The sequence below is a fragment of the Gordonia sp. OPL2 genome (assembly GCF_003797825.1).
Lineage (GTDB): Bacteria > Actinomycetota > Actinomycetes > Mycobacteriales > Mycobacteriaceae > Gordonia.
Genome location: NZ_RKME01000003.1, coordinates 224,683 through 243,132 on the forward strand (window position 1 = coordinate 224,683; position 18,450 = coordinate 243,132).

Here is an 18,450-nt window from a genome sequence, read left to right on the forward strand (position 1 = left end):
TCACGAGCCGTGGACAAGACTGAGCCGTGCGAATCGTGCAGCTCGCGAACTTCTACGGGGCGCGGTCCGGCGGGCTCCGCACCGCCGTCGACCGCTGGGGCGCCGGCTATGTCGCCGCGGGCCACGAGGTCGTCCTGGTGGTGCCGGGAGCGACCGACCATGCCGAGACGATGCCCAACGGCGTCCACCGGATCGAGGTCGCCGCCGGCCGCCTCCCCTTCTCCGGTGGGTACCGCGTCGCGCCCGCCCGTCGTGTGGCCGGCATCCTCCGCCACCTGCGTCCCGATGCGCTCGAGGTGTCGGACCGATTGACGCTCCGCCGCTTCGGTCGGTGGGCGCATCGGCGCGGTATCCGTTCGACGATGGTTTCGCACGAGCGACTCGACCGGCTGCTGTCGATGGCGATGCCGCGACCCATCGCGCGGGCGATGGCCGACGAGGCGAACCGGCGCACGGCGGTGTCGTTCGACACCGTGGTGTGCACCACGGATTTCGCTGCCGCCGAGTTCGATCGGATCGGTGCGACGAACGTCGCGCATGCCCCGCTGGGCGTCGATCTCGAGGTCTTCGATCCCCGGCATGCCGACCCCGCCGTCGGTGCGCGGTTCGCCGACGACACGACGACGCTGATCACCCACTGCGGACGGCTGTCGCCGGAGAAGCGGGCCGACCGGAGTATCGAGGCGGTCGCCCGACTCCACGCCGATCGCCGGCGGGTCCACCTCGTCGTCGCCGGCGACGGCCCCCGCCGACCGGCACTCGAGCGGTCCGCGCAGGGACTGCCGGTCACGTTCCTCGGACACCTCGCCGACCGACAGCACGTTGCCGCGCTGCTGGCGACGACCGAGATCTCGTTGGCACCGGGCCCGCACGAGACGTTCTGTCTCTCCGCACTCGAGTCGTTGGCATCCGGAACCCCGGTCGTGGGGTCGCGGTCGTCCGCGGTCGCAGGGATGGTCGACGCGACATGTGGTGCGCTGGCGGCGAATTCGGGTGCCGCCTTCGCCGATGCGATCGAACAGGTCTTGGAACTGCCCAGGAGCGAACGCGAGAGGGCCGCACGACGACGGGCCAGTCGTTACCGCTGGCCCGACTCGGTCGAGGCCATGCTGACCGTGCACCACGGACTCGACGCGGTCACGAATTCGACGCGGTCAGCCGGCGAGCTCGCGTAGCGCCGGAACCAACTGGGCCAGCGCCTTACCCCGGTGACTGATCGCATCCTTCTCCGGCGCCGACAATTCCGCGGCCGAGCGTCCACCGGCCGAGGCGTCGTCGGGGACGAAGAGCGGGTCATAGCCGAATCCGTTGTCGCCGCGAGGCGCGCGCACGATGGTCCCGCGCCATTCGCCGCGCACCACGGTCTGGCCGCCCGACGGCAGGACCAGCGCACACGCCGAGACAAAGGCACCGCCCCGGCGCTCGTCGGGAACGTCACCGATCTGTGCGAGCAAGAGATAGTTGTTGGCCGCGTCGTCGCCGTGTCGTCCGCTCCAGCGGGCCGACAAGACGCCGGGCATCCCGTTCAGCGCGTCCACAGCGATACCGGAATCGTCTGCCAGACAAGGCAATCCGGTGGCACGAGCACCGGCGACGGCCTTGATGAGTGCATTGTCCTCGAACGTCGCGCCGGTCTCCGGCTCCTCCGGATACTCCGGCACGGCGTCGAGTCCGACGACGTCGACGCCGGTGATGCCCGCCGCGTCGAGCACCCGGCGCAGCTCCGCGAGCTTCTTCGCGTTGCGGCTGGCGACCAGCACCGTCGCCATCAGGCCTGGTTCGGCAAGTCGCCGGGATACGGCGCCGCCAGCACCTCACGCTGCGCGGCGAAGAGCTTCTCGGTGCCGATCATGGCGACGTCGAGGAGCTTGTCGAGGGTGGCGCGCGGGAACGTCGCGCCCTCGCCCGTGCCCTGCACCTCGACGAGCGTGCCGGCGTCGGTGGCCACCACATTCATGTCGACCTCGGCCCGCGAGTCCTCCTCGTAGGGGAGATCGAGTCGCACCCGACCGTCGACGACGCCGACGCTCACGGCGGCGATCATGCACGACAGTGGCTGCGGATCGCTGAGGCGGCCCGCAGCCTTCAGCCACGTCACGGCGTCGGCGAGGGCGACGTACGCACCGGTGATGGCGGCCGTCCGGGTGCCGCCGTCGGCCTGCAGGACATCGCAGTCGACCGCGACCGTGTTCTCGCCCAGCGCGCCCAGATCGATGCAGGCCCGCAGCGACCGGCCGACGAGACGGCTGATCTCGTGCGTTCGCCCACCGACCTTGCCCTTCACCGACTCGCGGCGGGATCGCTCGTGCGTCGACGACGGCAGCATCGCGTATTCGGCGGTCAGCCAGCCGAGCCCGGAACCGCGCCGCCACGGCGGGACGCCCTCGGTCACGCTTGCCGTGCACATCACGCGCGTCCCACCGAATTCGACCAGCACCGAGCCGGCCGGATGACTCGTGAACCCTCGGGTGAAGGTGATCGGTCGGAGTTCGTCGTCGGCCCTGCCGTCAGCTCGTGTCGTCACGGCCCCAACTCTAACGATCGCCGCCGACGGCCGATCGGGTCGGTCTCACGGCACGAGGTCGAAGACCTGACCGGGCCGGACGAGGTCGACCGGACCGGCGAAGGTGGACCGCGCCTCGGCGAGGATCGTCTCGGCATCGAACCACGGCGCGAGGTGGGTGAGCGCGAGGGACCGCACACCGGCCTTCGTCGCGATCTGCCCGGCCTCGTATCCCGACAGATGCAGGTTCGGGGGCCGCTCGTCGGGCGCGTGCGTCCAGGTCGCCTCGCACAGGAAGATGTCGGCGCCGTCGGCGACATCGACGACCTCGTCGCACATCGCGGTGTCACCGCTGTAGGCGATGACCTGTCCTCCGGGCCCGGTGATGCGGAGGCCGTACGTCTCCGGCGGGTGATTGACCCGATAGGGGGTGATCGACATCCCGGCGATGGCGACCTCCACCCCGTCCTTCCACTCCTGGCAGTCGAACGTGTCGGAGATGTCGTCGACGTCTCCGGGGATCTCGGCAGAGGCGGCGCCGATCCGCAGCGCGGTCCCGGGTGGGCCGTAGAGACGCGCACGATCGGTGGCCGGTCGCGGCGCATAGCGGCGCCAGACCAGCATGGCGGGTATGTCCAGGCAGTGATCGGCATGCAGATGTGACAGCACCACGTCGACGTCGACGGGATCCACCTCACGCTGCAGTTCGGACAGGACGCCCGGACCGCAGTCGATCAGCACGGGTCTCTCACCCTCGACGGACAGCAGGTACCCGGAGCAGGCAGCGTCCGGTCCACCCACACTTCCGGCACATCCGAGGACGGAGAGACGCATAGGCCCTACTGTGCCATGCCCGCCTGAGGACGAGTCCGCATGTAGGTCACAACTGTCCAACGATGGTTGCGACGCTCAGAGGTGTTGGACCTGACCGATCGCCGGGCCCAGGAATCGGGTCGACAGACGCGCGAAGAACTCGGGATCCCCGGTGGAACGGAACTCGCGGACTGCCGCGCGGTCGGAGTGCGGGTGCAGGAGATCGAGTTGGGTCAGTACCCGGAACAGGTCCTTGGCGGTCTCGTCGGCGCTGGACACCAGGGTCACCTCGTCGCCCATCGCGAGCTGGATCACGCCGGACAACAACGGGTAGTGCGTGCACCCCAGCACCACCGTGTCGACGTCGGCCTCCTGCAGCGGTTCGAGGTATCCCTGTGCGAGCCCGAGGATCTGGCGACCGCTGGTCATGCCGCGTTCGACGAAGTCGACGAAGCGTGGGCATGCGACGGCGGTGATCTCGGCGTCGCGGGCGGCTGCGAACGAATCCTGATATGCCCGTGAGGCGATCGTGGCCTGCGTGCCGATCACGCCGATGCGGTTGGTCTTCGTGGCGACCACCGCGCGACGCACCGCCGGCAGGATGACCTCGACGACCGGGATGGGCGCATAGCGTTCACGAGCGTCGCGCAGACACGCGGCCGACGCTGTGTTGCACGCGATGACGATCGCTTTCACACCGCGGTCGGCGAGGTCGTCGCCGATGGCGAGGGCGTGTCGTCGGATGTCCGGGATCGCCAGCGGGCCATAGGGACCGTTCGCGGTGTCGCCGATGTAGACGATGTCCTCGTCGGGCAGGAGGTCGATGATCGCGCGCGCCACCGTCAATCCGCCCACACCCGAATCGAAGATGCCGATGGGCGCAGTCTGCTCGGCTATGACCGCACCCCCGGGTACGGCTGCGGGGTCCCGGCTTTACGAGCCCGGCGACGGTCACGGTCGGCGAGGTACCAGGCGGCCAGGACACCGCCGATCGCGCCGAACAGGTGCCCCTGCCAGGACACGCCGGAGTCGGTGGGCAGCACACCCCACAGCACCGAACCGTAGATCAGGAACAGCACGACACCGCCGAGGATCTGCCAGACGTCGCGGTTGAACAGTCCGCGGATCAGCAGGTAGGTGAGCCAGCCGAAGATGATGCCGGACGCACCGACGGTGACGCTGTACGGCGGCGCGAACAGCCACACGCCGAGCCCCGAGACGACCCACACGATCGCCGTCACGATGATGAACCGCTTCGACATGAGCAGCAGGAATCCGAGCACCAGTCCCGGTATGAGGTTGGCGAACAGGTGTTGCCAGTCGGCGTGCAGGAACGGCGCCCACAGGATCCCGTCGAGGCCGTCGACCTGCCGCGGTTCGATGCCCGCGTCGTCGAGCCGGTAGTTCGTCGCGGCGTCGATGCCCTCGATGACGAACAGCAGAGCGGCGATCGCGGCCATGATGAGCGCCGATCGCTGCCAGAGCGGCCGCGGACCCTTCGGTGCGGTGCCCGATCCCGGGGGCGTCGGGTTCACGGTCATCGGTTTTCCTGTCGGTGGGTGTCGATAGGCGTCGGGCTCGCCGACTCGCTCGTCGCTGATCGACCGGCGGACCTCACGCCCAGAGCTGGCCTTCGAGTGCCTCCTCTGCCTGCTCCAGGCTACCTTCGTAGGCTCCGGTGCTCAGATACTTCCACCCGGCGTCGGGGATCACGAGACCGATGTCGGCGCGCTCTCCCTTCTTCAGTGCGCCCCGGCCGACGCCCCGGGCGGCCTGCAGGATGGCGCCGGTCGAGATCCCGGCGAAGATGCCCTCGGTGTCGATGAGCTCGCGGACCCGGGCCACGGCGTCGACACCCTGCACGGAGAACCGTCGGGTGAGGACCGAGTCGTCGTAGAGCTCGGGGACGAATCCCTCGTCGATGTTGCGCAGTCCGTAGACCTCGTCGCCGTAGCGTGGCTCGGCGGCGACGATCTCGATGTCGGGATTCTGCTCACGCAGGTAACGGCCGACACCCATCAACGTGCCGGTGGTGCCGAGGCCGGCGACGAAGTGGGTGATCTCGGGGAGGTCGGCGAAGAGTTCGGGGCCGGTGCCCTCGTAGTGGGCGAGCATGTTCGCCTCGTTGCCGTACTGGTAGAGCATCACCCAGTCGGGGTGCTCGGCAGCGAGTTCCTTCGCCATGGCGACGGCGGTGTTCGACCCGCCGGCCGCGGGCGAGGAGATCACCTGCGCACCGAACATCGTCAGCAGCGACCGACGCTCCTGAGAGGTGTTCTCCGGCATGACGCAGATGAGCTGATAGCCCTTGAGCTTGGCGGCCATGGCCAGCGAGATACCGGTGTTGCCGCTGGTCGGCTCGAGGATGATCGACCCCTGCTGCAGCAGCCCGTCACGCTCGGCCTGCTCGATCATCCTCAGGGCCGGACGGTCCTTGATCGAGCCGGTCGGGTTGCGGTCCTCGAGCTTGGCCCACAACCGGACGTGGGGACCGTCGTCGGTGTCGTCCCACCGCGGTGAGAGTCGTTGCAGGCCGATCAGCGGCGTGTGTCCGACCGAGTCGATGAGGGATGTGTAGCGGGCCACCGAGGCCTAGCCTCCTGCGACGGCGGGCAGGATCGTGACGTCGTCGCCGTCGTCGACGGAGGTGTCGAGTCCACCGGAGAAGCGGACGTCCTCGTCGTTGACGTAGATGTTGACGAACCGGTGGAGCTTGACGGCGCCATCCGGATCAGCGGCGACCAGGCGCTCCTTGATGCCCGGATTGGCCGCCTCGAGGCTGTCGATGATCTCCGACAACGTGGCGCCGCTGGCCTCGACGCGCTTCTCGCCCCCGGTGTGGGTACGCAGGATGGTCGGGATGGACACGGTTACCGCCATGGTGGTCAGCTCCTGATCTCGATGGGTTCTTCGGTCACCACGCCATCGACGATGCGATAGCTGCGGATCTCGGCGTGGTCGGCGTCACGGGTGGACACCAGGACGTAGTGGGCGTTCGGTTCACTCGCGTAGGAGACGTCGGTGCGGCTGGGGTAGGCCTCGGTCGCGGTGTGGGAGTGGTAGATCACCACCGGTTCCTCGTCGAGGCGGTCCATCTCCCGCCACACCTTGAGCTGCTCGGTCGAGTCGAAGCGATAGAAGGTGGGTGAACGCTCGGCGTTGATCATCGCGATGAAGCGCTCCGGGACGTCGGAACCCTCCGCCCCCGCGATGATCCCGCAGGCCTCGTCCGGATGGTCGGCGCGTGCGTGCGCCACCATCGCGTCCACCAGCTCCTCGCTGATCGTCAGCACTCCCACTCCTCCTCCGACATCAACTGCCTCTGACATCAGCTGTGAGCAACGTCGACGTCGGCGCCGCTATTCCGCCGGCCCACGGTATCCGCGCCACGCCGACGGCACGATGTCGGCATACGTCGGGACTCCTGCGACCGGTGTCGCGGCGAGAACCGCCCCGACGATCGCGCGTTGCACCACGACCGCGGCGACGCGGGAGACCTCCGCGAGCAAGGCGACGTCGGGGTTCATCCCGCCCGGCACCGGCGGCTGCTCGGGACGGGTCGTGCGGGTGGACACCGCGAAGACGGTGTCGCCGTCGAGCGGCGAATGGGCGGGGTCGATGGCTCGGGCGAGGCCGTCGTGGCCGGCCATCGCGACCCGGCGTGTGGACGCCGCGTCGAGGACGGCATCGGTGGCCACGACGCCGATCGTGGTGTTGAGGACGGTCTGTTTCGCGGTCAGCTCCGCGTACCGTGCCACCTCGTCGGCGGCGGGCACACCCAGCCCGAAGTGGTCGATGTCCGATGACGTTGCACCCCAAGGCAATCCGGTCGACGGATCGATCACCGAGCCCACCGGGTTCGCGACCATCAGAGCACCCACCGTGACACCGGCGGCCGGGCCGTCGGTCAGCGTGACCGACGCGGTCCCGACGCCCCCCTTGACGGCGCCTGCGCGTGCCCCCGCACCCGCGCCGACACTGCCGACCTCGACGTCGGCGGTCACCGCCGCCAACGCCGCGCGGCCGAACCCGGCATCGGGCCGGTGATCCCACGCACCCACCGGCAGATCGAAGATGACCGCACCCGGCACGATCGGCACCACGTGACCGCGATCATCCATCGGCAGCCCGATGCCCCCGGCCTCCAGTCCGAGCATCACGCCGTCGGCGGCCGCGAGACCGTAGGCGCTTCCGCCGGAGAGGACGATCGCGTGGGCGGTCTGCACGGTGTTCACCGGGTCGAGGAGATCGGTCTCGCGGGTACCCGGGCCGCCGCCGCGGACATCGACCGCACAGACCGCATCCGGCGCGTCGATCCGCACCACGGTGGTCCCGGTGGCCCAGCCGCGACCCGGCTGCGTCCCGTCCGGTGAGGCCACCACGGCGTCGTCGTCGATGCGTTCGTGATGGCCGACCAGGATGCCGGCGACGTCGGTGATCCGGTCTCCCGGACTCGCGATCCTCCCCATCACATCAATGATTCGACGAGCAGTTCCTGCATGACCGTCAGCCAGTGGTAGACGTCCAGATGGGCGGCATGCGGATGGTCGGGCGGCAGCGAGTCGGGCGTGTCCTCGGAGATTCCGAGCATCGCCCCGAGTGCGAGCCGGACGTCGTTGAGCGCCGTCAGCCACTCCATCGCCTGCGCCTCGGTGAGCGCGAGGTCGCCGCCCCCGTCGGGAAGGGTGTCGAGAACCACCTGCGCAGCCGACATCTTGGCGTCGATGATGTGCGGTTCGTGCATGCTGCGCAATGCGCCGTTGATGTCACCGTTGACGACGTCGGTGGTGAGCTCATGGTCCTGATCCGGACGATGGAAGTCCGGCAGCAGTCGGCCCAGGGTGACATCGGTCGGCGCGGCGGTGTGGCCGGTCGTGATCCCGGTGACCGCGGACAGTTCGTCGCGTGGCGCCGACGCCTCCCGTTCGGTGAGCAACTCCCGCATCGAGGTGACCATCGAGGCGAGCAGTTCGGCCTCGTGCACATCGAGATGCGAGCAGATGCGCGTCGCGGCGCCACGGCCCTTGCGTTTCCAGGTACGCACGGTGGTGTCAGATTCTCCGATCAGGTGTCCCGTTGCATGGTGGCCCAGAGTCCGGCGGCATGGAGCTTGCGCACGTCCGATTCGACCTTGTCACGGTCCCCGGCCGAGACGACGGCCTTGCCCTCGGTGTGCACCTGCATCATGAGTTGATTCGCGCGCGACTCCGAGTAGCCGAACACCTTCTGGAACACGAACGTCACGTAGCGCATCAGGTTCACGGGATCGTCCCAGACGATGGTCACCCAGGGGCGGTCGAGTGCGGTCGCACCCTCTGCCACGCCGGGTTCGGCGACCGCGGTGCCACGGGGCCCCGGAGCGTCGGTCTGCTCGCCGCGGACAGTCGCGTCGATCCGCAGCCTGTGGATTCTCGGGTCGCACCGCTCCCTGTGGATTGTCCCGTCGCTCCGTTCGCCCGGGAAGGTAGCCTCGTGCGCACGAGTTACGTCAGGCGCCATACGACCAAGGGTAAGCGATTGTGACCATCGACAACACCGCGCTGCTGACCGATCAGTACGAACTGACCATGGTCTCGGCAGCATTGCGGCATCCGGTTGCGCACCGACCGTGCGTCTTCGAGGTGTTCGCCCGCAGGCTGCCCGACGGGCGGCGCTACGGCGTCGTGGCGGGCACCGGGCGCGTGCTCGACGAGCTGGCCGACTTCCGGTTCGGCGACGCGGAACTCGAGGTCGTGAGCCGCTTCCTCGACGACGACACGGTGAACTGGCTGCGGGAGTACCGGTTCTCCGGCGACATCGACGGCTACCGAGAGGGCGAGCTGTATTTCCCCGGCTCGCCGATCCTCACCGTGCGCGCCAGTTTCGCCGAGGGCGTGCTCCTCGAGACCCTGATCCTCTCGATCCTCAACCACGACAGCGCGATCGCGTCCGCGGCCGCCCGGATGGTGAGCGCGGCCGGGTCGCGCCCGATCATCGAGATGGGATCGCGCCGGACCCATGAACGCGCAGCGGTCTCGAGCGCTCGCGCCGCCTATCTGGCGGGAGTGGCCGCGACCTCCAACCTGGAAGCCGCGCGGACCTACGGCGTACCCAGTGCGGGCACGGCCGCGCATGCGTTCACCCTCGGGTTCACCGGTCCCGACGGCCCCGACGAGAAGGCCGCGTTCGCAGCGCAGATCGAGGCGCTCGGCGTCGGGACCACCCTGCTCGTGGACACCTACGACATCACCCAGGGTGTTCGCAACGCGATCGAGGTCGCCGGCACCGACCTCGGGGGTGTGCGTATCGATTCCGGCGATCTCGGTGTCCTTGCCCGCAAGGTGCGCGATCAGCTCGACGATCTGGGCGCGACATCCACCAGCATCGTCGTGTCCGGCGACCTCGACGAATACGCGATCGCCTCGCTGCGTGCCGAACCCGTCGACACCTACGGCGTGGGGACATCACTGGTCACCGGCAGCGGAGCTCCCACCGCGGGCATGGTCTACAAGCTGGTGGAGGTCGACGGACGACCGGTCGCCAAACGCGCCAGCCACAAGGAATCCCGCGGCGGCGCGAAGACCGCGGTCCGGTCCGCACGCGCATCGGGAACGATCGTCGAGGAGATTGTCCACCGCGCCGCCGACGACACGCCCGCGGTCGACGGCCTGAACGTACGGCCGCTGCAGATCCCCCTCGTCCGTGACGGTTCTCCGGTCGATGGTCTCCCCTCCCTCGCCGACGGCCGAAGCCACCTCGCCGACGCGCTGGTGAGCCTCCCGTGGGAGGGTCTCGGCCTGTCGCACGGCGATCCCGCAGTCCCCACCCGATTCGTCCTCGGATAGGCAGCAGATGAGCAGCAAGCCCAAGGATCTGGCCCTTGTCGTCGTCGACGTGCAGAACGACTTCTGCGAAGGCGGCGCCCTCGGTGTGAATGGCGGGGCCGCCGTGGCCGCGGCGATCGAGAGCATCGTCGGCGACTACCGCACCGTCGTCGCCACGCGCGATTACCACATCGATCCGGGCGCGCACTTCTCCGACCAACCCGACTACGTCGACTCGTGGCCACCGCACTGCCGGGTGGACACCGACGGCGTGTGGTTCCACCCCTCGTTCGATGCGTCGGCCGCACAGGCGATCTTCTCCAAGGGCCAGTACAGCGCCGCATACTCCGGCTTCGAAGGGGCGACCGAAGACGATGTGCCGCTCGCGGATTGGCTTCGGGCGCATGGGATCAGCCGGGTCGACATCGTCGGTATCGCCACCGACCACTGTGTGCGTGCCACCGCGGTGGACGCGGCGCAGGAGGGTTTCACCACGCGGGTACTCCTGAACTTCACCGCAGCGGTCTCCGCCGACACCGCGTCGACAGCGTTGTCGGCGATGCGCGCGGCCGGTGTCGATCTCGTCGGCGACCTCCTCTACAACGGATCCGCCCGGACCGAATGACCTCCACCCCACCGGTGACCGCGCTCCTCGATGCCGCGGTCACCGCTCTCGGCGGCCGCCGGCGCGATGGCCAGGTGCGCATGGCGTCGGCCGTCGCCCACGCCATCGACACCGGCGAACACCTGGCGGTCCAGGCCGGCACCGGCACCGGCAAATCGTTGGCCTACCTCGTGCCGGCCATCCGCCATGCCGTCGAGTCGGGACGGACCGTGGTGGTCTCCACCGCGACGATCGCCCTGCAGCGTCAGCTCATCGAGCGTGATCTGCCACGGCTGGCCGGAGCCCTCGCAGGCCCGCTGCACCGCGAGCCCACCTTCGCCATCCTCAAGGGTCGCGGCAACTATCTGTGCCTCAACAAGATCCACAGCGGGACGGCCGAGGAACCGGCCACCGAGCTGTTCGACGCATTCGAGTTGTCACGTACCGGACGGGAGGTGACACGACTACGGGAGTGGACCTCGGAGACCGAGACCGGCGACCGCGACGACCTGTCCCCCGGGGTGTCGGATCGTTCCTGGCGACAGGTCAGCGTGACCGCCCGAGAATGCCTCGGCGCAGCCAACTGCAGCTATTCGGAAGACTGCTTCGCCGAGCGTTCGCGGCGCGCCGCCGGCAAGGTCGACGTGATCGTCACCAACCACGCCCTGCTGGCGATCGACGCGATGAGCCCCGCGAGCATCCTGCCCGAACACGACGTGGTGATGATCGACGAGGCCCACGAGCTCGTCGACCGCATCACCTCGGTCTCCACCGCCGAATTGTCCGGTCCGGGCATCACACTCGTCGCCCGACGCTGCGGCAAGCTCCTCGACGAGGAGACCACCGACGCACTGCTGGGAGCAGGCGAGAACCTCGACGCGGTGTTGTCGGAGCTCCCCGGCCGGGAATGGACACGCCTGCCGTCCGGCATGGCAGAGGCGTTGGCGAGTCTGCGCGACCGGTTGTGGCTGGCCCGCAACGAGATCGGCCCGGTTCGGATGCCCGGCGCCTCCGACGACTCGGCGGCGGCCCGTAGCGCTGCCCTCACCTCGCTCGAGGAGACGCACGACACCGTCGTCCGCCTCCTCGGCGCCTTCGACACCCCCGACCCGGCCAAGCGGCACGACGTGGTGTGGGTCGCGCACGAGAAGGCGGGCAACGACACTCGCGCGGTGGTGCGGATCGCGCCACTGTCGGTCGGTGGTCTGCTGCGCGCCTCGCTGTTCGCGAACTCGACGGTGATACTCACCTCGGCGACCCTCACCGTCGGCGGGAACTTCGACGCGTTGGCCGCGACGTGGGGACTTCCGGCGGCCGGACGCCGCGACACCGACGGTGCCGACCCGGCGACCGAGCGTCCACCCGCACCGGAGATCGAGGCCACCGCCGTCGGCAAGGCCGCACCGAGGGACAACGCTCCCCCGCGATGGTCCGGACTCGACGCCGGTTCGCCCTTCGACTACCCGAAGGCCGCGATCCTCTACGTCGCCCGGCACCTGCCCCGCCCCGGCCGGGACGCGATCGCCGAGCAGACGCTCGACGAACTCGCCCAACTCATGGCGGCCGCCGACGGCCGGACCCTCGGTCTGTTCTCGTCGATGCGCGCGGCGCGCGAGGCCGCCGAGGCCATCCGCGAGCGCAGCGATCACCCGGTGCTGTGCCAGGGCGACGACACGACCTCCGCGTTGGTGCGCCGATTCGCCGAGGACCCGCAGACCTGCCTGTTCGGCACGCTGTCGCTGTGGCAGGGCGTCGATGTGCCCGGGCCGTCGTGCAGCCTCGTGGTGATCGATCGCATCCCCTTCCCACGCCCCGACGACCCGCTGCTGACCGCACGTCAGCGGGCTGTCGAGGCCCGCGGGGGCAACGGATTCCTGACCGTCGCCGCCAATCACGCGGCGCTGCTGTTGGCACAGGGTGCGGGTCGCCTGCTGCGATCCACCGACGACCGGGGTGTCGTCGCCGTTCTGGACTCCCGACTGGCCACGGCCGGATACGGTGGATATCTGCTCGCGTCCCTGCCGCCGTTCTGGCGGACGACCGACGGTGATCTGGTCCGTTCTGCGTTGGGCAGACTGGCCGCGATCCCCTACGGTTGAGCGTGGCACGGTTGGGTGGAACGCCACACCGGGAGCGTGCGCCAGAAGAGCCGCAGGACAGGGCCCGCAGGACAGGGCCGCAGGTCTAGGACAGAGGAGGCCGCTGGTGATCGGGCGGATGGGGATCGACGATATCCAACCCCTGGTGTCTGCCGGGCAACTGCCGGCCAAAGCCGTTGTCGGGGAGCTGATCCCGATCAGCACGACCGCCTGGCGCGAAGGTCATGACGCGCTCGGGGTGACCCTGCACGTGGACGGCCCCGACCGGGCCGCCCTCGACATCCGGATGGAACCGGCCGGTGAACCCGACGTGTTCAACGCCGCGTTCGTCCCCGATGACGTCGGGTACTGGGTCTTCCGCATCGAGGCGTGGAGCGATCCGTACGCCACCTGGCGTTCGGCCGTGATCAAGAAGATCGACGCCGGTCAGGGAGCGGTCGACCTGGCCAACGACCTGGAGATCGGCGCGGAACTGCTCACGCGCGCCACCGAGATCGTGCCGGTCGAACACACCGAGACGCTCACCGAGGCCGTCGAACAACTGCGCGCACGCCGTCGGCGCGTGGAGAACCGGGTGAATCTGGCGCTGTCCGACGAAGTGGCCGACCTCCTCGCCGCGTATCCCGTCCGCGACCTGGTCACCAAGTCGAGGTCCTATCGTGTCTGGGTCGATCGTCGTCGAGCGCTGTTCGGCTCCTGGTACGAGTTCTTCCCGCGATCCACCGGCGGGTGGGACGGCGAGGGACACCCGGTCCACGGCACCTTCCTGACCGCCGTCGACGACCTCCCCCGGATCGCCGGGATGGGCTTCGACGTCGTCTATCTGCCGCCGATCCACCCGGTCGGGCGGGTCAACCGCAAGGGGCCGAACAACACCCTCGTCGCGGGTCCCGACGACGTCGGATCCCCGTGGGCCATCGGCTCCGATGAAGGTGGTCACGACGCGATCCATCCGGACCTCGGCACCGAGGACGACTTCTCCTACTTCATCGCCCGGGCGGCCGAGCTCGGACTCGAGGTCGCCATCGACCTCGCACTGCAGTGCGCACCCGATCATCCGTGGGCGCGGGAGCACCCCGAATGGTTCACCACGCAGCCCGACGGCACCATCGCGTACGCCGAGAACCCGCCGAAGAAGTATCAGGACATCTATCCGCTGAACTTCGACAACGACCGCAACGGGCTGTACCGGGCCGTGCTGAAGGTCGTGCTGAAGTGGGTCGGATTGGGCGTCAAGATCTTTCGGGTCGACAATCCGCACACCAAGCCGCCCAACTTCTGGGAGTGGCTGATCAACGAGGTGAAGAAGCGCGATCCCGACATCCTGTTCCTGTCGGAGGCATTCACCCGACCGGCGCGGCTATACGGGCTCGCCCGGATCGGATTCACCCAGTCCTACACGTACTTCACCTGGAAGACGCTGAAGTGGGAACTCGAGGAATTCGGACGCGAGATCGCCGGCCATGCCGACGAGGCGCGCCCGAACCTGTTCGTCAACACACCGGACATCCTGCACGAGAGCCTGCAACACGGTGGTCCCGGCATATTCGCCCTGCGGGCCGCCCTGGCGGCGACGCTCGCCCCGTCATGGGGCGTCTACTCCGGGTACGAACTCTACGAGCACGTGGCCGTCGCCGAGGGGAGCGAGGAGTACCTGAATTCGGAGAAGTACGAACTCCGCCCACGTGACTACAAGGCCGCGACCAGCCGGGGTGAGTCACTCGAACCGTGGATCACCACGCTCAACGCGATCCGTCGGCGCCATCCCGCGCTGCAGCAGTTGCGGAACATCACGTTCCATCATCTCGACAACCCGGCGCTGATCGCCTATTCGAAGATCGACCCGGTCTCGGGCGATCGGGTCATCGTCGTGATCAACCTGAATCCCTTCGGCACGGAGAGCTCCACTCTGTGGCTCGATCTGCCGAGTCTGGGATTCGACTGGCAGGACCGCTTCACTGTGCGTGATGAGGTGTCGGGTCAGGAATTCCACTGGGGGCAGGCCAATTTCATCCAGCTCGAGCCCTGGAGGGCGGTGGCGCACATCCTGTCGCTGCCCCCGCTGGAACCGAGCACCGCCCGTCGACTCGCCTACCGGATGCAGTGAGGTTCCCGTGACCACGAGCCAGAGTCCCGAAGCATCGGCCTCCGACCACGACCTGCGGCGGCTGTTCAGTCTGACCCACCCCGATCCGCACGCCTTCCTCGGCGCGCACGACGCCCCGGGCGGGTGGACGATCCTGCGCACATTGCGTCCCGACGCCGTCTCGGTCGTCGCGGTGATCGGCGGTGAGGATCACCCGATGACCCGCCAGACCGACGACCTCTGGGTCGCCGCCGTGCCGATCAGCGACCTCATGGACTACCGGTATCGCGTCACCTACCCGAATGCGCAGGGTGGCACCGACGATTACGTCGTCGCGGACGGATACCGCTTCCTGCCCAGCCTGGGTGAGGTCGACGTGCATCTGTTCTCCGAGGGTCGTCACGAGTCCCTGTGGGATGTCCTCGGGGCACGGGTGGTCTCCTACACCACGCCCGACGGCGAGGTCCGTGGTACGGCGTTCTCGGTGTGGGCACCGAACGCCCACGGCGTCGCGCTGATCGGTGATTTCGACGGGTGGGCCGGCCGCCAGACGCCGATGCGGTCGATCGGCAGCAGCGGGGTGTGGGAGGTGTTCGTCCCGGACGTCGGCGACGGCGCCTCCTACAAGTTCCGCATCCACGGCGCCGACGGTGTCGTCCGCGACAAGGCCGATCCGATGGCCCGTCGGACACTGGTGCCGCCGTCGACGGTGTCGGTCGTCAGCGAGTCCGAGTACGAATGGTCTGACGACGACTGGATCGCCCGACGTGCGGCCGGAACTCCCGTCGACGAACCGATCAGCGTGTACGAGGTCCACATCGCATCCTGGCGGGCGGGACTGTCCTACCGAGAACTGGCCACCGAGCTCGGTGACTATCTCGTGGAGAAGGGCTTCACCCACGTCGAGTTCCTGCCCGTCGCCGAGCATCCGTTCGGCGGATCGTGGGGCTATCAGGTGACCTCCTACTTCGCCCCGACCGCGCGATTCGGCGGCCCCGACGACTTCCGGTACCTCGTCGACCATCTGCATTCACTGGGGATCGGCGTCATCGTCGACTGGGTGCCCGCCCACTTCCCCAAGGACGACTGGGCCCTCGCCCGCTTCGACGGCACGCCGCTCTACGAGGACGGCGACCCGATGCGCGGCGAGCAACTCGACTGGGGCACCTATGTCTTCAACTTCGGCCGACGCGAGGTCCGCAACTTCCTCGTCGCCAACGCCCTGTTCTGGTTCGATGAGTTCCACATCGACGGACTGCGGGTCGACGCCGTCGCCTCGATGCTGTACCTGGACTACTCCCGTCCCGACGGCCAGTGGCGCCCCAACATCTACGGCGGACGCGAGAACCTCGAGGCGGTGCAGTTCCTACAGGAGACGAATGCGACTGTGCACAAACACTTTCCGGGAGCGCTGACGATCGCGGAGGAGTCGACCGCCTGGCCGGGGGTCACGCAGATGACCGATCTCGGCGGCCTCGGATTCACCTTCAAATGGAACATGGGGTGGATGCACGACACGTTGGGCTATCTCGGCCGGGACCAGGTGCATCGCAGTTTCCATCACCACGAGATCACCTTCTCGCTGATGTACGCGTGGAGCGAGAACTTCGTCCTGCCGATCTCGCACGACGAGGTCGTGCACGGCAAGGGCACACTGTGGAGCCGTATGCCCGGAGACTCGTTCACCAAGGCGTGTGGCGTACGAGTCCTGTTGGCGTACATGTGGTCCCACCCCGGAAAGCAGCTGCTGTTCATGGGCCAGGAGTTCGGACAGACCGGTGAATGGGCCGACAACCGCGGGCTCGACTGGTTCCAGTTGGAGGGCTGGGAGGGTGAACTGCACTCCGGGATCTCCGCGCTGGTCACCGATCTGAACCGGGTCTATCGTGCGCATCCCGCCCTCTACACACAGGACGCGACGCCTGACGGCTACTCGTGGATCGACGCCAACGACACCGCCAACAACGTCATCAGCTTCCTGCGATTCGGCTCGGACGGTTCGATGATGGCCTGCCTGTTCAATTTCTCGGGCAGCGATCGCTCGGACTACCGCATCGGCCTGCCCATGGCGGGCACCTGGGACGAGGTCCTCAACACGGATTCGGCGGCCTACAGCGGCGCCGGGAAGGGCAACCTCGGCAGCGTCGTCGCCGACGGGCCCGGATGGCACGGCCGCGCCACCTCGGCCCAGGTCATGCTCCCTGCCAACTCGGCGATCTTCCTCGCACCGGCCTCGCGCACGACCACCTCGGTCGAGACATCCGCGGAGACCGCGGACGAGATCTCGTCGGCCCGGACCGCACCGTCCCCGACCGCACCGACTGCACCGACTGCACCGACCGAGATCTGACAGACCGGGCCAGGTCGCCGGAGCCGGTCTCCGACCACCCGGAATCCGCCGACGGTGCCTGGTCCATCACCGGCCGGGCACGGTCGGCGAGATTCAGGACACGGTCGGCGAGTTCTGGGGCACGGTCGGCGAATTATGAGGCCCGCTCTGCGACAGGACACGGTCAGCGAATTCTGGGGCACGGTCGGCGAACTCGCGGGCCCGGTCGGCGAGGGTGAGATCAGTAGAGGGCCGTCGCGAGCTTGCGTCGGGCCGACACGACGAACGGTTCGGCCGGATCGAACAGCTCGAACAGCTCGAGCAGCCGGGTGCGAGCCCGCGTGCGGTCGTCGCCGGCGGTCACCTTGACGACCCCGATGATCCGGTCGAAGGCCTGCTCGGGCTGCTGCGCCAGCAGCAACACGTCGGCGGCCGCCAGCTGAGCGTCGACATCGGTCGGGGCCGCCGTGTCGACGATGGCCGGATCGTGCGCCTGGGCACGCAGCACGAAATCGAGATTGCGCGCAGCCGAGGCCGCCTCGACGTTGTCGGGCTCCGCCTCCGCGATGGCCCGGTAGTCGGCGAGGGCGCCTTCGAAGTCACCGCCGTTCAGCTTGTCCTCGGCGGCCACCATCCGCGGGTCGTCGGGCTCGGGTTCGGCCTCACCCTGCGGGGCGATACCCGGCAGCGCATCGCCGACCTGGGCGAGGATGTCGTCGACCCACTGGGTGATCTCGGCCTCCGACCGCACACCGTTGAACGCCGCGACGGGCTGTCCCTGCGCGATGGCCACGACCATCGGGATCGACTGCACCCGGAACGCCTGTGCGATACGGGGGTTCGCGTCCACGTCGATCTTGGCGAGCACCCAGGACCCCTGCGCGCGGGCGGCCAGCGATTCCAGGACCGGCGACAACTGTTTGCACGGGCCGCACCATTCAGCCCACAGGTCGACGAGGACCAATTGCTGTTGGGAACGGACGAGGACCTCGGACTCGAAGGTCTCCTCGGTGACGTCCATGACCGCATCTCCGGACGCGGTGTCCGGGCCCGCCGTCGACGGTGGGCCCGCGGAGCCGTCGGGTGATGCCTCCGGTTGGGGGCGAGTCGGTCGTTGTCCCTGTTGACGCTGGGCGTCGGCCCGTTCCTTGAGGGCCGACAGGTCCACCGCCCCCGCCATGGCTACCGCCGCAGCCTGTTGCCGAGCGGCGGC

The 18,450-nt window shown here is 68.6% G+C and carries 18 protein-coding genes; 6 read left to right on the forward strand and 12 right to left on the reverse strand.

Annotated features, from left to right (window positions below):
- Window positions 1–26 precede the first annotated feature (26 nt).
- Window positions 27–1,175: a glycosyltransferase gene (locus EEB19_RS05520; protein ID WP_187583927.1), complete on the forward strand. Its 1,149-nt coding sequence runs from the start codon at window positions 27–29 to the stop codon at window positions 1,173–1,175.
- Here EEB19_RS05520 and EEB19_RS05525 read toward each other — a convergent pair.
- The 11 genes from EEB19_RS05525 to clpS all read right to left on the reverse strand — a co-directional run bounded on the left by EEB19_RS05525 (window position 1,155) and on the right by clpS (window position 8,710).
- Window positions 1,155–1,769 carry a non-canonical purine NTP pyrophosphatase gene (locus EEB19_RS05525; protein ID WP_187583929.1) on the reverse strand — a complete coding sequence of 205 codons (615 nt, stop codon included), beginning with the start codon at window positions 1,767–1,769 and terminating at the stop codon, window positions 1,155–1,157. The two genes, EEB19_RS05520 and EEB19_RS05525, sit on opposite strands and share 21 nt — an antisense overlap.
- On the reverse strand, window positions 1,769–2,524 hold the full coding sequence (rph, locus tag EEB19_RS05530; RefSeq protein ID WP_187583931.1) for a ribonuclease PH: 756 nt from the start codon (window positions 2,522–2,524) through the stop codon (window positions 1,769–1,771). Before rph ends, EEB19_RS05525 begins: the two co-directional genes overlap by 1 nt.
- Before the next feature lie 45 nt (window positions 2,525–2,569).
- Entirely contained in the window at window positions 2,570–3,337 is a 768-nt protein-coding gene (locus tag EEB19_RS05535; RefSeq protein ID WP_187583933.1) for a cyclic nucleotide-degrading phosphodiesterase, read from the reverse strand.
- Window positions 3,338–3,412: 75 nt separating this feature from the next.
- Window positions 3,413–4,213 (reverse strand): glutamate racemase, encoded by an 801-nt coding sequence (murI, locus tag EEB19_RS05540; RefSeq protein ID WP_187584062.1) that lies wholly within the window; start codon window positions 4,211–4,213, stop codon window positions 3,413–3,415.
- The gene (locus tag EEB19_RS05545) at window positions 4,210–4,857 is read right to left on the reverse strand and encodes a rhomboid family intramembrane serine protease (protein ID WP_187583936.1); all 648 of its coding nucleotides are present in this window, start codon (window positions 4,855–4,857) and stop codon (window positions 4,210–4,212) included. Before EEB19_RS05545 ends, murI begins: the two co-directional genes overlap by 4 nt.
- Before the next feature lie 73 nt (window positions 4,858–4,930).
- Window positions 4,931–5,902 (reverse strand): PLP-dependent cysteine synthase family protein, encoded by a 972-nt coding sequence (locus EEB19_RS05550; RefSeq protein WP_187583938.1) that lies wholly within the window; start codon window positions 5,900–5,902, stop codon window positions 4,931–4,933.
- A gap of 6 nt (window positions 5,903–5,908) precedes the next feature.
- Window positions 5,909–6,196: a MoaD/ThiS family protein gene (locus EEB19_RS05555; protein WP_187583940.1), complete on the reverse strand. Its 288-nt coding sequence runs from the start codon at window positions 6,194–6,196 to the stop codon at window positions 5,909–5,911.
- A gap of 5 nt (window positions 6,197–6,201) precedes the next feature.
- Window positions 6,202–6,609 (reverse strand): M67 family metallopeptidase, encoded by a 408-nt coding sequence (locus tag EEB19_RS05560; RefSeq protein ID WP_316245460.1) that lies wholly within the window; start codon window positions 6,607–6,609, stop codon window positions 6,202–6,204.
- A gap of 66 nt (window positions 6,610–6,675) precedes the next feature.
- Entirely contained in the window at window positions 6,676–7,785 is a 1,110-nt protein-coding gene (locus EEB19_RS05565) for a P1 family peptidase (RefSeq protein ID WP_187583944.1), read from the reverse strand.
- Window positions 7,785–8,360 (reverse strand): DUF2017 domain-containing protein, encoded by a 576-nt coding sequence (locus EEB19_RS05570; RefSeq protein ID WP_187583946.1) that lies wholly within the window; start codon window positions 8,358–8,360, stop codon window positions 7,785–7,787. The genes EEB19_RS05565 and EEB19_RS05570 overlap by 1 nt, the downstream gene beginning before the upstream one ends.
- A gap of 20 nt (window positions 8,361–8,380) precedes the next feature.
- On the reverse strand, window positions 8,381–8,710 hold the full coding sequence (gene clpS, locus EEB19_RS05575) for an ATP-dependent Clp protease adapter ClpS (RefSeq protein ID WP_187584064.1): 330 nt from the start codon (window positions 8,708–8,710) through the stop codon (window positions 8,381–8,383).
- Between the two features lie 125 nt (window positions 8,711–8,835).
- On the opposite strand from clpS, the gene EEB19_RS05580 reads away from it, so the two are divergent.
- From EEB19_RS05580 to glgB, 5 genes are all read left to right on the forward strand, one after another.
- On the forward strand, window positions 8,836–10,140 hold the full coding sequence (locus EEB19_RS05580; protein WP_187583948.1) for a nicotinate phosphoribosyltransferase: 1,305 nt from the start codon (window positions 8,836–8,838) through the stop codon (window positions 10,138–10,140).
- A 7-nt stretch (window positions 10,141–10,147) separates the two neighbouring features.
- The gene (locus EEB19_RS05585) at window positions 10,148–10,744 is read left to right on the forward strand and encodes an isochorismatase family protein (RefSeq protein WP_187583950.1); all 597 of its coding nucleotides are present in this window, start codon (window positions 10,148–10,150) and stop codon (window positions 10,742–10,744) included.
- Window positions 10,741–12,822 carry an ATP-dependent DNA helicase gene (locus EEB19_RS05590; protein WP_187583952.1) on the forward strand — a complete coding sequence of 694 codons (2,082 nt, stop codon included), beginning with the start codon at window positions 10,741–10,743 and terminating at the stop codon, window positions 12,820–12,822. The genes EEB19_RS05585 and EEB19_RS05590 overlap by 4 nt, the downstream gene beginning before the upstream one ends.
- 106 nt (window positions 12,823–12,928) lie before the next feature.
- The gene (locus tag EEB19_RS05595; protein WP_262365454.1) at window positions 12,929–14,929 is read left to right on the forward strand and encodes a maltotransferase domain-containing protein; all 2,001 of its coding nucleotides are present in this window, start codon (window positions 12,929–12,931) and stop codon (window positions 14,927–14,929) included.
- A gap of 7 nt (window positions 14,930–14,936) precedes the next feature.
- Window positions 14,937–17,258, forward strand: a complete 2,322-nt coding sequence (glgB, locus tag EEB19_RS05600; RefSeq protein ID WP_262365455.1) for a 1,4-alpha-glucan branching protein GlgB — start codon at window positions 14,937–14,939, stop codon at window positions 17,256–17,258.
- A 220-nt stretch (window positions 17,259–17,478) separates the two neighbouring features.
- Here glgB and EEB19_RS05605 read toward each other — a convergent pair whose 3' ends face one another.
- Window positions 17,479–18,417, reverse strand: coding sequence for a tetratricopeptide repeat protein (locus tag EEB19_RS05605; protein ID WP_187584066.1), 939 nt, complete (start codon window positions 18,415–18,417; stop codon window positions 17,479–17,481).
- Between the last annotated feature and the right edge of the window lie 33 nt (window positions 18,418–18,450).